We start from the raw sequence: 13,365 nt of genomic DNA, 5'->3' as shown, positions 1-13,365 counted from the left end.
ATGGATTTTTGGGTTATAGAAGCTAGAGTTAAACGAAATAATTTGCCTGTACTAGCTGGCGATAATTATCGTGATAATCTGTCAAATCTTGTGACTAATTTAGCTAAAAGTGGCAAGAATGTTTATTTGGGTATCGAAAGCGATGACGGTATCTATACCTTGCTTGGATCAGACAAGGTTTACTTTACAGCAGCATCGGGCTTAGAAAGCGAAGTTTCAAATTCAGACTTTCTCAAGATTTTACAAAGAAATGCGATGAATATTGGTAAGTCTGGAGACTTCCAATATGTGACTATTGAGAGTGGTGAATCGGTATGGGTAAAAGATGGACCGACTATGTGTGCCTTATGGAATACGCTTTTACTGTTGGATGATTGCCAGGAAAAATAATCGCGGCAATTAGAGAGCAAAAGAGCAAAAGAAAGAGCAAAAGGGGACGGATCTATTTTCCTGCTGTTCAAATACTGAAACCCTCCAGCACTAGTTTTGCGAAAAGGGGGCAGATCTATTTTTCTGGGATCACCTCGGCAGTATCGAAACCGTCAGCGATCAATATGGCTTCCGTTTGCACCAGGTGGCGTTTGAGCCCTTTGGTTCTCGCAAAGACAGTGATTGGACAAAAAAAATCGACAGCAGTGAGCTGAATAGTTTGCTGACCGACAATGTGGCCTTTCACGTCAATCTGTTTCCGTACCTGAGTAATGGTGACCCGATACCCGCATCTGTCGACCACAAAGTAGCCAGAGGTTTTACCGGCCACGAGCACCTGGACAAAACCGGGTTTATTCATATGAATGGGCGGGTGTATGATCCGGAGTTAGGGCGGTTTGTCAGCCCCGATCCGATTGTGCAGGCTCCGAGCAATAGTCAAAGTTGGAATCGGTATACGTATACGTTTAATAGCCCATTGAGTTTTACTGATCCTTCAGGCTACTCGAGCGATTTACCTCCAGGTTGGGACGGAGAAATCCATGATATAGGTGATGAATTCATAGCCGACGATTGTCCTCCTGGATTTATTTGCTTGAACCTGCGGCATGAAATCGAAGGTTTATTAAGAACCCTTCGTCATATACGGCCGTGCCCATATGGGCTAGTTCAAGATCGTTTTGGATGGTGTAGTCCTCAGCCAAATCCTAATCCAAGTACTCCGTATGGAGGAGTACTTGTATTCTCCAGTAGTTCTGGCTCTGGATATCCTGATGGAAATCAGGGTTCAAGCTCAGGAGGGGATTCACAGGTTTCTGCAGGTAGTTCGGCAGATGTCCGTTCTGAGGCATTTGCGGCTGCTACGCTTGCACAAGAGGAAGAACGCGGCTTTTTCGCAGGCCTTTTATATGATCTATTTGTTTTTAATACCAGTGGGCCGTTCCCATCTGGATTAGGTTTTGCGTGTCACCCAAATTGTTCGACTGGTGAGCTGACCCTCTCAGGGGCTGCGACAGTATTGCCGTTTTTAAGGACGTCCAGAGTTAGTACTGTTGCGGGTACGACTGGCACGTCTTCTTCTAGAGCTTTAGCTCTTTATTATCCAATCAATAATGGATTTTTAGGACGCACAGCTCCGGTGCTATTGAGGCCAGGTCAAGTTATAGATCGATATGGTGGGAGCAGCATATCAAGGTTCTTCTCCCCATCTGGTGTTCCTGGCCCTCTACGAGCATTACCCCCTGGTACATCGGGGCAACCATTAAGGAATTTTGAGGTATTAAGACCGTTTGTTGTTGAAGGTGGTACTGTCGCTCCCGCATTTAATCAAATAGGATTAGGCATACAATACCGATCAACAAGAACTTTAGGCGAGCTTCTAGAGCAAGGCTTTTTGCGGGAGATTTTTTAACATTGAAAGAATTTAAAGAATTACCAAATTGGCGGTTTGATATGGAAGAAGTATCAGCCAACGTTTATACCGTTATTGCAAAAAATTCTGAAGGAGGGAGTATATCTAAAACAGGTGTTGATCTAGATGAGCTAATCGAGGAATGCAAAAAGGATGCGTTACGTCTTGAGGCGTTAAAAGAAAAGTAGTACGACTTGTATAGTTGTAGTTATGACAACGAAGTTGCCCTCCTCTTGCACAAGAGAGAGGATTCTGGGATAACCCAGGTGCATATTTGCCTTCAATTCCGCAAGCCAGTGAAGATACTTTCGCAGGTTATCTTTGGAATCGCTTACTAGATGGTGGCGTAAGGGACAATATATATGACTATGGAGGCGGTTTAAAAGATGGTGCTGTATCGGTTTGGAATGGCGCTGTCAATTTTGGCAGGCAAGCATATAGGCACTTAGGGGGAGACGTTAGGGCTGGAGCTGAATCTAGAGCATTTGAAGCGGGTATTCAGTCTTACGCTACAGATAGTGCAGTCAGGCGCGCTGTTAACCGTGAGATATACAACCAAGCAACCGATTTAAGTAATTATTCTGCTCGCAATATTGGACGAGTTGTTGGCCGCTTTATTACAGGAACATTGGCGAGGCCAGCAGGTTTAGTAGCAGGCGTTGGCGATGGTACTGCGCGGCTTGAAGAAGGAGGAAATTTTGCAGCAGGGTTTATATATGGAAATTAAGAACAGCCTAATGCAGAAAATAGATCAACTTGATAAAAATTTAGATATTCGAATTTTTTTGATCTGCTGCGTAATTTTTTTAACGCTTCTTCTATTTTTATTTAGATATTTTTTTGCGGCATATCTAGTTGTTTTTTTTGCAGCATGTTGGGGAGGTGTAAGGCTTCCTAAAAGTTGGAAAAAATCCAGGAGCGCTGTTCTAGCATTCTTTTTAAGTTATGTCTTATCGGCAGTTTTTGGCTTTTGGTTTGTAGGAATAGAATAATCAAACAACGCCCCGTCAGAAATCTGCCGGGGCGTTGTTTTTTGACCTGCTGTTGGCAGAGAATTAACCGCCCATCTGAATCAGCCGCTCCCTGAGTTTTTGCTGCCGCTGCCGAATAATGGAAAGCACCTGCCCCAGCCCAGCCAGACTATGGGGCGGCAGTTCAAATCGATGGGGACAAAAATGGGACAGATTTATTTTTCTGTTCAAATACTGAAATCATCCAGAAAGATAAATAAATCTGTCCCCTTTTTGGGTGGACAAAACCGGGTTTATTCATATGAATGGGCGGGTGTATGATCCGGAGTTAGGAAGATTCCTGAGCCCCGATCCGATTGTGCAGGCTCCGAGCAATAGTCAAAGTTGGAATCGGTATACGTATACGTTTAATAGCCCATTGAGTTTTACTGATCCTTCAGGCTACTCCAGCGATTTACCTCCAGGTTGGGACGGAGAAATTCATTATGAAAACGATATTCACTTTGGTGAATATCAGCGTGCTGATAACCGCCTTATTAGGCGACTCTTTCCCAGGGTTTGGGGGCCAAGGGAGTGCCCTTATGGATTTGTTTTAGTAAAAGAAAATCGCTTTAAAACAGGCTGTAAGCCATATACGGGTGGTGAGAGGGTAGGGTATATCGATTATGGCTCACTGGGCAATGGTGTTATTGACACCGCCTCTTTAGAAAGACTCCGGAGCTCAGGCCCAGGCAGTATTTCGCAGACTGGGGTTGGGGTAGGTAGTTCAGCTGATGTTCGTTCTGAGGCATTTGCGGCTGCTACGCTTGCACAAGAGGAGAGTTTTGATGAAATGGTTCATAGATGGATATCTGAAGCTGATGCTACAGTCCACGCGAGCCTAAGAGAATTTTATAATTCTGTTAATGTAAATCCATTAAAAATTGCAGTCGGCACAGGCAATGCTGTTAGAAGTCGCGTCCAAGCATTTCAGGGGCTAGTACTCTCTAGAGTTGCCGTGCTCAGTGGTGCATTAGGTCAATTCGAGATAGCGGTTCCTGCCGGTGCGTTAGCTGCGTGGCGGTATCAGAGTTCTGTGGCCTCTGCTAGGAGAGGCGGTCAGCAACTGGGTGAGGGATTTGCTGAAAATCTAAGTGATTTGTCGGTCAAAAATGTTCTTGGCATACTACCATTTGGTCAAAAAATTGATGATGTTGGAGAGCCATTGCCATGGAATTTAGAAATATATGAAGATGAATCGTTTTTAGATATTATTGGTGAAATAGGTTCTGGGTTTTAATTTTATGAAAAATATAATTTCTACATTGTTATGGCTTATTATTGGGGCCGCTTTTATATACTTAGTTCAAGATATTATATTTAGGGTTTTCGTTATTTTTGTTTTAGTTTCTCTTTGCTGTGTAGATTTAATTAAGTTTCGTAAAAAAAATAAAACACTGTCCCGGTCGATATGGAGTTTTCTAAAAAAAATTTGGGATAGAATTTTGATGTTAGAGGTGTAAGCAATTGGATAATAGGGGGCAGATTGAAGCTCCCCCAGTTTAGAATTGTGCAACGTGGCAGCGCAGGCAATGACTCGGGTGAAAAGTTAAAAGTTATGTAAACAGTGTCCAGTGCGGGATATTTCCGCCCTTGGGTTACTCTATAGATGCCCCGAAATAATATTGAGCTTTACAATGACAAAACAAAATCACTGGTTAACAGCAATACTCCTGGCGGCACCTCTGGTGCTAACTGCCTGTAATCAGGCCGAGAGCGTGGTGGCCAGCGAGGTGGATAAAGAAGCTGCCGTTGCTGTTGCCGCAGAGGAGCAGGTGGTTATCTATTCCGCAGAGTGGTGCGGCCCCTGCAAAACCCTGAAGCGCAGCCTGGATAAAGAGGGTGTTGCCTACACCGATTACGATGTGGATCACAACGAAAAAGCCCTTGAGGAATTTTTGGCCTTGGGTGGTCATGGTTTGCCCACGACGGTGGTGGGAGAACAGGTAATTCTTGGTGATAACCCGCAGGGCGTGATTGCCGCTCTGGAGTCTTTGAATCAGTAAGTGTCTCAGGGGCAGTCCTTTGCCTTCGGAATTGCTTTTATACCGTCATTCCCGCCTTCGTGCACTACTGTCCGGAATAAACTCCCAGGCCGTCATTGCGAGCGCAGCGAAGCAATCCAGTGTCTTTTAACACGTTGATTTATAAGCAAAGCCACTGGATCGCCGCGCTGCGCTCGCGATGACGAAATTTTTAAGTCTCTCTGCCATCCATTTGGCAATAGAGCTTACGCAACAAGGCTTTACAGTAAGGCCTTAATTTATTCCGGACAGCAGTGCGTCTTCGCGGGAATGACGCTGTTTGATTCTCCGTCAGTCCTTCAACTTTTTGTACTTGATGCGGTGCGGCTGGGCATCTTCGCCTTTGCGCTTGATCAAATCCTCGTGGTACTCGGTGTAGTTGCCCTCGTAAAACTCGATGTTGCCGTCGTCTTCGTAGGCGAGGATGTGGGTGGCGATGCGGTCCAGGAACCAGCGGTCGTGGGAGATCACCATGGCGCAGCCGGGGAAGGTTTGCAGCGCTTCTTCCAGTGCCCGCAGGGTTTCCACGTCCAGGTCGTTTGAGGGTTCGTCCAACAGCAGTACGTTGGCCCCCTGTTTTAAGGTGTTGGCCAGGTGCAGACGGCCCCGTTCACCGCCGGACAGGTCGCCCACTCGTTTCTGCTGGTCGGAGCCTTTGAAGTTAAAACGCCCCACGTAGGCCCGGGAGCTGACTTCGTAGTTGCCGATGCGCAGCATATCGTGGCCGCCGGACACTTCTTCCCACACGCTCTTGCCGTCGTCCAGGTTGGCGCGGCTTTGATCCACAAAGCCTACTTGCACGGTTTCGCCGATAACAATTTCACCGCTGTCCGGTTGTTCCTGCTCGGTGATCATGCGGAACAGGGTGGATTTACCCATGCCGTTGGCGCCGATAATGCCGACAATGGCGCCCTTGGGTATGGACAGGTTGAGGCCTTCCATCAGGGTGCGGCCGTCGTAGCTTTTGGTGACGTTGTTGAATTCAATCACCTTGTCGCCCAAACGCTCACCGGGCGGAATGTAAATCTCGTTGGTTTCGTTGCGCTTTTGGAATTCCTGGGAATTCATCTCGTCGAAACGGGCCAGGCGGGCCTTGTTCTTGGCCTGGCGGCCTTTGGGATTTTGGCGCACCCATTCCAGTTCCTGTTTGATGGCTTTCTGGTGGGATGCCTCGGTGCGTTCTTCCTGAGCCAGGCGCGCCTCTTTCTGTTCCAGCCAACTGGTGTAGTTGCCCTCGTAGGGAATGCCGCGGCCGCGGTCCAGTTCCAGAATCCAGCCAGCGGCGTTATCCAGGAAATAGCGGTCGTGGGTAATGGCCACAACGGTGCCGTTGAAGTCCACCAGAAAGCGCTCCAGCCAGTGCACGGATTCTGCATCCAGGTGGTTGGTTGGCTCGTCCAGCAGCAGCATGTCTGGGCGTGACAGCAGCAGGCGGCACAAGGCTACCCGGCGGCGCTCACCACCGGAGAGTTTGGTGACGTCAGCGTCCCAGGGGGGCAGGCGCAGGGCGTCGGCTGCCACATCCATGCGGTTCTGGATGTTGTGGGCGTCCCAGGCCTGAATGATGTTTTCGAATTCTTCCTGCTTCTTGGCCAGCTTGTCGAAGTCCGCATCCGGGTCGGCGTAGTCAGCGTACACCTGTTCCAGGCCCGCCAGGGCGTCAAAGGCTTCCCGCAGGCCATCTTCCACATTGCCTTTTACGTCTTTGTCCGGATCCAGCTCCGGCTCCTGGGGCAGGTAACCCACTTTGATGCCGGGCATGGGGCGAGCCTCGCCTTCGTAGTCGTTGTCCACGCCGGCCATAATGCGCAGCAGTGTGGATTTACCGGCACCGTTCAAACCCAGAACACCAATTTTGGCGCCGGGGAAGAACGACAGGGAAATGTCTTTGAGGATTTCGCGCTTGGGCGGTACTACCTTGCCCACGCGGTTCATGGAATAGACGTATTCAGCCATGGTTACAGTCAACTTCGTGGTGTAGTGAAATTCAAGGGGGGCGATTTTACACCCAAAAGACCACCTCAACGAAGGGGTGAAGCAAGAAACAAACAGCTGTGATTGCTGCGGGCCTGTAGCGCGTTTGTGACACGCACTTGTGACGTAGTTGGCATATAGAGGCAACTGCAGTAATATCGGCCCCAGAAAACTAAGAGCTTGTGCAGAGCCGTATATCAAAAACGCTAACCCCTGACTGGCATCTCCCTCCGTCATCAGGGGTTTTTTTGTGGCACTCGATGCCTGAAAAAATGGCCGTGAGCACCTCTTTTAAAGGGGTGTAAAGTTAGGTAAACCGCGTGGTTGCGGGGTTTTGGCCTGTGTATTGTCACCATTAACTGCTTCTGCTGGTCATGGAGTCACCGGTGTCAGTTGCACCACTTTCTGTAAATTTTTCTGGCAGATGACTTATGGTCAATGGCTTTGGTTTTTTTCTCTGTGTCGCCCAACGAGTGGGTTTGTCCGCCCTGTTGTTGTTTTCGTTGGCACTGACGGCACAGGCGCATCAGAGCGATCGCCAAATTGCCTGGCAGCAGATCAATCAGCAGCTGGAGTCGTTGCGCAATAGCGCCAAGTCGGGTGAGCCCATAAACGCCCAGAAGATTTCCAAGCGTCGCCAGGCCATTATCGGCCAAGCCACCGAGATATATCGCCAGCAACCGGATGATGCTCTGGCCGTAGATGCCATGTTGTTGACCTTGTCTGAAAGTACAGGGCGCGCTACTTACGTGGAAATTTGCCGCATTCTGGCCAAGCACCACATGACTGATCCGTCGCTGTCGCAGTTTTTCCCCCTGATGTTCTCCCTGGCTCATTTTGAAAGCGACTGTGAGAAGCTGTTGTTAAAGGCTACCGAGGAGGGTGCCAATCAGGCGGTTCGTGATTCAGCCAGGCTGCAACTTGGCATGGTGTATCGCATGATGGCGGAGCTGTTGGCCAATCTGGCCGAGTTCGATATGACCATGGAGCAGTACACCACGTCGAAAACCCGTTCTTCCTTTGGCCAGCTGAGCGATGAGGAAGCTGCCAGCATCAGCAAGCACCTTTGCGAGAGCAGCTGGAAAAGCAGAAACTGGCGCAAGGTCAGACAACAAGCGCTGGATATGGTGACACCGCTGCTGGACAGCGAGCAGGAGCTGACGTTTTTCGTTCCCGCTCATAGCAAACGGGAAATTCGCCCCATACCCATTGCATCCAAGGCATCCAAAATTCACTATCAGATTCTTAACAGTATGCCCGGTGCACGCCTGGCGGAGTTTGAGTTTCAAGATATGGGTGGTGAGCGAGTGCAGCTGCAGGATCACCTGGGCAAGGTAGTTGTCATCGACATCTGGGCCACCTGGTGCCAGCCCTGTATCACTGGCTTCCAGGATATGAAGGAGTTGCAACGGAGCCTGTCTGGCAAGCCATTTTCCCTGGTGACCGTCAATATTGATCGCAACCTTGATGAGACCAGGCAATTCATTGCCAACAATCCACTGCCATTCGAGAACTGGTATGTGGGTGAAAACCGGCAGTTTTTTGATCAGTGGAGCGTGTACCACATACCCAGAATCATCATTCTTGATGCCCAGGGCGTTGTGCGCGCTGTTCCCAATGTGGGCTATGGAGATTTGCAGCGTTATGTTTCCCGCCTGGTATCTTCAGTAGAAAAATAGACTTCGTTGCCTGAAAATTGCTATTAAAAGAATAAAATTCTATTTTTCTGTATTTTGTTAAAAAAATTTCTGTTTCTTAACAAATATATATAAATATTAAACTGACTGTGCGGTCTATTTTCGGTACATTAATGCCCTGAAATTTTCAGGGCCAGTTGGCACAGTCGGCCCCTTCACGTTTTTTACAGTACAGCCCTTCGAGCAGAGGTGAATCATGAAAGCGGCATTGAAAACGCTTTTAAGCACAGTATTGGTATTGGCGACGGCCATTTCGACAGTGGTACAGGCGGAGCCGGCCCGCGGCAGCTACAGTACCATCGATCTGATTTCCGAAGTTTCCAGTGTAAAACCCGGTGAGGACTTCACCCTCGCCCTGCTGGTGACCCCTGACCCCAGCTGGCACAACTACTGGGTGAACCCCGGTGAAGCCGGTAAAGCCATGAAGGTTCGCTGGAAAGACCTGCCCGCCGGTGTTGAAGTGGGCGAATTTACCTACGAAACCCCCCACATCGCCTCCATGGCCGGTATTGTGACCTACGGTTACGACGCACTGAATGCCATCACCATGAATGTGTCCGTGCCCGCCGACTACAGCGGCAGCGACATTACCTTTGGCGGCAAGGCAAGCTATCTGGTGTGCGACGATGCTAACTGCGTACCGCAAAGTGTTCCGGTTTCCATCACCCTGCCCATCGGCAGTGGCGATATTGACCCGGCAAGTGCCCCGGCCTTTAAATCTGCTCGCGACCACCAGCCTGAAAACGTCGATTGGCAAGCGGCGTTTTACCCCAACGCCGACCTGAGCCGGGTTCGCTTTGAAGTGAGCTTCCCGGAGCAAGGTGCCAGCGACATTTACATCTGGCCATCCGTGCAAAAGATGATTGAGCACACCATGACCCAGGAAACACAGCTGGACAATGGTGTTCTCAGTGCCGATCTGGTGGCTGGCAAGCGCCTGAAAAAATACGACCAGGTTGACCTGCTGGTGACCTACAAAGACGCCAGTGGCAACAAGCAGGCCAAATTTGTAACCGGTGTCAGCAAAAATGGCGCCGAGACATCCGAATCCAGCGCTGCCGCTGCTCCCGCTTCTGGTTCTGACGGTGGTTCCAGTGGCTCCGGTGGTACCCCCGCTGCCGCTGAGCAACAGCTCGCCACATCGGCTCCGGCTGCTGCCCAAGGCGGTGAAGCCTCCGTCAGCTTTCTTGGCGCTCTGGTACTGGCCTTTGGTGGCGGTTTGATTCTCAACCTGATGCCCTGTGTATTGCCGGTATTGAGCCTGAAAATGCTCAGCCTGGCGAAAATGGGCGATTCCCACCCCAAAGAAGTGCGCAGCAGTGGTGTGTTCTACACCGTGGGTGTGCTGGTGAGCTTCCTGATCATGGCCTCTATTGTGATCGCCATTAAAGCCGCTGGTGAAGCGGTGGCCTGGGGCTTCCAGCTGACCAACCCGATTTTTGTTCTCTCCATGGTGCTGTTGATGGTGCTGATTGGTATGAACCTGTTGGGTGCGTTTGAGTTTGGCACCAGCATGATGAACGTTGGCTCCAACCTCACGGACGACGAAGACGCCCACTCCAAAAAATCTTCCTTCTGGACTGGCGTACTGGCGGTGGTTGTGGCCACACCTTGTACTGCACCTATGATGGCTCCGGCTCTGGGTTATGCCTTTACGCTGCCCTGGTACGGTGCTCTGGTGATCTTTATGGGGCTGGGCTTTGGCCTTGCATTCCCTTACCTGTTGATTGCCTTTGTGCCTAACGCCCGTCGCATTGTGCCCAACCCCGGCCCCTGGATGAGCGTGTTCAAAACCGTCTTGGCGTTCCCCATGTTCGGCACCGCGGCCTGGTTGATCTGGGTACTTGGCGGCACCGATGCCATGGTCTGGGCTATCTCTGCCTCCCTGGCTATCGCACTGGCGGCATGGGCCTGGGGTAAAGTGCCCATGGCTACCAGCCCCAACGCCTGGCGCGTAACTGCGGTGCTTGCACTCGCTGTGGTGTTTGGTTTTGGCTACCTGGCCATGGATCGCAAAGAGCAAGCTGTTGCCCAACAGGAAAATGCCAAGCAAATGCGCCAGGGCGTGTCTGATCTGATCGCCATTATTGAAGACGCTGGCCTTGAGCTGAATACGGAGCAACGCACCAAGGTGCAGCTGGCCCTGGCAACCACCGGTGGCGAAGCGCCTTATACAGAAGAAGCATTAATGAAAAGCCTGGCCAAAGGCGAGCGAGTATTTGCCTACTTCACCGCCGACTGGTGTGTGAGCTGTAAGGCCAACGAGAAAACCGCGCTGCACAAAGAGGCCACGCAAAAGTTCTTCGAAGACGAAGGCATCAAGGTATTTGTTGGCGACGACACCAACGGCGATCCGGAAATTGCCAAAATTCTCGAACTGTACAATCAGCCGGGTGTTCCCCTGTACCTGTACTTCGAGCCCGGTGATTCGCTGACCGGCGCCCATCGGCTGCCACAGCTGTTGCCATCGCCCAGCACCATTATCGATGGCATTAAAAATTCCCGCGGGTAATATAAGCCCACGGTACCTGACAAAGCCGGCTTATGCCGGCTTTGTTGTTTCTAACAAGCGAGAGGGATAGGGAATGAAAAAATTGACGGTAATGGTCAGCGCAACAGTAATGGCGCTGCTGGTGGCCTGTGGCGGTCAAGTGGCCGACGACACACCAAAACCGGTGTTCGGCGACTGGGGGGTTGATCTCACCGCCCGCAACATGGACATAAAGCCGGGAGACGACTTTTACCGTTACTCCAGTGGTAGCTGGCTGGATGATTACCAACTGCCGCCGGACAAGGTGCGTTATGGCCTGTTTTCTCGCCTGGCGGAAGGTGCTCAAAAGCAGGTAAAGAACATTATTCTCGATCTGGGTGACAGCTCCTACCCGAAGGGCACTGTGGAGCAGAAAATCGGCGACCTCTACAAAAGCTATATGAACGTGGAGCGCCGCAATGAGCTGGGCATGGCACCTGTTCAGGAGCAGCTGGACGCCATTACTGCCGTGGATACGGTGCAACAGGTGCTGCAGATGTTTGCCAATTCCGACCTCAATGGCGTTGGCGCTCCTATTGGTATCGGTGGCGGCCTGGATCGCAAAGACCCTGCAAAGAAAGTGCTTTATACGGGTGTTGATGGCACGAATTTACCGGATCGGGATTTTTATCTGGAAGAACAATTCGCTGCCATTCGCGATGCCTACAAAATCCACATTGCCACCATGTTGGGTTTTGCCGGTTACGACCAGGAACGAGCTGCGCAGGCCGCTGACAATATCCTGGCACTGGAAACCGGGCTGGCGAAATTGCTGCTGAACCGGGTTGATTCCCGCGACGCCAACAAAACCTACAACCCCTATAGCTATGAAGAATTAAAGGCCACTTACCCTGGGCTCGATTGGGACTGGTTCGTCACCGAAAGTGGCCTCAATGCCGACAAGGCCGCCAGCAAGAAATGGATCATACCTAACCCCGCAGCCATTGCCCCCGGTATCGCCATTATTACCGACCCGGCGAACCTGCAAACCTGGAAGGACTACATGGCCTTCACTCTGGTCGATGGCAGTGCAGGGGCTTTGCATGAAGACCTGGAAAAAGCCGCTTTCCAGTTTCAGGGCATACTCAGTGGCCAACAAAAGATGGGCGTGCTGTGGAAGCGGGGCGTCGGTTTTGTGTCTGGCCTGTTTGGCGAGGCTATTGGCGAGGTTTATGTAAAACGTCACTTCCCGGAGCAGTCCAAAGTCATGATGGCGGAGCTGGTGGGCAATGTTAGAGAATCCCTCCGTGGTCGCATTAACCAGCTGGAATGGATGACTGCTGAAACCAAAGTAGCGGCGGAAACCAAGATGGACGCCTTTACCACCAAGATTGGCTACCCGGAAAAGTTTGAACAGTACGCCGGTCTGGAGATTACCGACGGCGATCTGTTTGACAATATTCGCAGTGCTCGCAGCTATGCTCGCGCCAAGGCCATTAAAGAGCTGGAAGAGCCGGTGGATCGCACCGAATGGGGTATGACGCCGCAAACCGTGAACGCCTACTACAACCCGGTGTTTAATGAGATTGTCTTCCCGGCGGCGATTCTGCAAGCGCCGTTCTTTGATCCGCTGGCGGACGCTGCCGCCAATTACGGCGCTATTGGCGTAGTGATCGGCCACGAAATGAGCCACGGTTTTGACGATCAGGGGCGCAAGTCCGACGGCGCTGGTGTACTGCGGGACTGGTGGAATAAAGCAGACGCCGAAGAATTCAAACGTCGCGCCGATCAACTGGTGGCCCAGTTCAACCAATACGAAGCGGTACCCGGCCATTTTGTCGATGGTGAATTTACCCTGGGTGAGAACATTGGTGACCTGGGCGGCGTGATGATCGCCTATGACGCCTACAAGCGCTATCTGAATGGTCGCGAGGATAAAGTGATTGATGGCTTTACCGGCGACCAGCGCTTTTTCCTGGCCTACGCCCAGGTGTGGCGTGGCAAAACCCGCGAGCAGCGCCAGATCCAGCTGCTCAAATCCGATCCTCACTCACCGGGTGAGTTTCGCGTCAACGGCATCGTGCGCAATGTGGATGCCTGGTACGAGGCATTTAACGTACAACCCGGAGACGCTCTCTACCTGCCGCCGGAACAGCGGGTACGTATTTGGTAACCAGTATTAGTAATAAAAAAGGTCGCTGCGGCGGCCTTTTTTTATGCCGCTGTCCCGTCCTGAATAACGTTGACACTTTTCAATCACCAAATTGGAAAGTGATATGAAATCAACAGCTAAGCGCACTCAGCGTGATTATTCGTTAGCCTTTAAATTGTCCGTTGTTGACCAGGTTGA

At 50.9% G+C, this 13,365-nt stretch carries 11 protein-coding genes; 10 read left to right on the top strand and 1 reads right to left on the bottom strand.

Annotated features, from left to right (window positions below):
- The 7 genes from QSV34_RS10915 (at position 1) to QSV34_RS10885 (ending at position 4,856) form a co-directional block, all read left to right on the top strand.
- On the top strand, positions 1-390 hold the full coding sequence (locus QSV34_RS10915) for a hypothetical protein (RefSeq protein ID WP_289154663.1): 390 nt from the start codon (positions 1-3) through the stop codon (positions 388-390).
- Positions 391-574: 184 nt separating this feature from the next.
- Positions 575-1,840, top strand: a complete 1,266-nt coding sequence (locus QSV34_RS10910) for a glycohydrolase toxin TNT-related protein (protein WP_289154661.1) — start codon at positions 575-577, stop codon at positions 1,838-1,840.
- Positions 1,841-1,842: 2 nt separating this feature from the next.
- Positions 1,843-2,028, top strand: coding sequence for a hypothetical protein (locus QSV34_RS10905; RefSeq protein ID WP_289154660.1), 186 nt, complete (start codon positions 1,843-1,845; stop codon positions 2,026-2,028).
- Between the two features lie 86 nt (positions 2,029-2,114).
- Positions 2,115-2,567 (top strand): hypothetical protein, encoded by a 453-nt coding sequence (locus QSV34_RS10900; protein WP_289154657.1) that lies wholly within the window; start codon positions 2,115-2,117, stop codon positions 2,565-2,567.
- Positions 2,557-2,832 carry a hypothetical protein gene (locus QSV34_RS10895; protein WP_289154656.1) on the top strand — a complete coding sequence of 92 codons (276 nt, stop codon included), beginning with the start codon at positions 2,557-2,559 and terminating at the stop codon, positions 2,830-2,832. Before QSV34_RS10900 ends, QSV34_RS10895 begins: the two co-directional genes overlap by 11 nt.
- Before the next feature lie 256 nt (positions 2,833-3,088).
- Positions 3,089-4,090 (top strand): RHS repeat domain-containing protein, encoded by a 1,002-nt coding sequence (locus QSV34_RS10890; protein WP_289154654.1) that lies wholly within the window; start codon positions 3,089-3,091, stop codon positions 4,088-4,090.
- Positions 4,091-4,487: 397 nt separating this feature from the next.
- Positions 4,488-4,856: a glutaredoxin family protein gene (locus QSV34_RS10885; RefSeq protein WP_289154652.1), complete on the top strand. Its 369-nt coding sequence runs from the start codon at positions 4,488-4,490 to the stop codon at positions 4,854-4,856.
- A gap of 309 nt (positions 4,857-5,165) precedes the next feature.
- Here QSV34_RS10885 and ettA read toward each other — a convergent pair whose 3' ends face one another.
- Positions 5,166-6,830, bottom strand: coding sequence for an energy-dependent translational throttle protein EttA (gene ettA / locus QSV34_RS10880; RefSeq protein ID WP_289154650.1), 1,665 nt, complete (start codon positions 6,828-6,830; stop codon positions 5,166-5,168).
- Between the two features lie 449 nt (positions 6,831-7,279).
- Here ettA and QSV34_RS10875 point away from each other — a divergent pair, with 449 nt between their 5' ends.
- From QSV34_RS10875 to QSV34_RS10865, 3 genes are all read left to right on the top strand, one after another.
- Complete coding sequence (locus QSV34_RS10875) at positions 7,280-8,527, top strand: TlpA family protein disulfide reductase (RefSeq protein ID WP_289154648.1); 1,248 nt, start codon at positions 7,280-7,282, stop codon at positions 8,525-8,527.
- Positions 8,528-8,741: 214 nt separating this feature from the next.
- A complete protein-coding gene (locus QSV34_RS10870; RefSeq protein WP_289154647.1) occupies positions 8,742-11,057 on the top strand; it encodes a cytochrome c biogenesis protein CcdA in 2,316 nt (771 codons plus the stop codon).
- A 73-nt stretch (positions 11,058-11,130) separates the two neighbouring features.
- The gene (locus QSV34_RS10865; RefSeq protein ID WP_289154646.1) at positions 11,131-13,188 is read left to right on the top strand and encodes a M13 family metallopeptidase; all 2,058 of its coding nucleotides are present in this window, start codon (positions 11,131-11,133) and stop codon (positions 13,186-13,188) included.
- Positions 13,189-13,365: the final 177 nt, after the last annotated feature.

The sequence above is a fragment of the Porticoccus sp. W117 genome, assembly GCF_030341905.1.
In the GTDB taxonomy this organism is placed as follows: Bacteria; Pseudomonadota; Gammaproteobacteria; order Pseudomonadales; family Porticoccaceae; genus SCSIO-12696.
The sequence above is the reverse complement of the archived record's forward strand: the minus strand, read 5'-3'. Positions and strand labels throughout refer to the sequence as shown.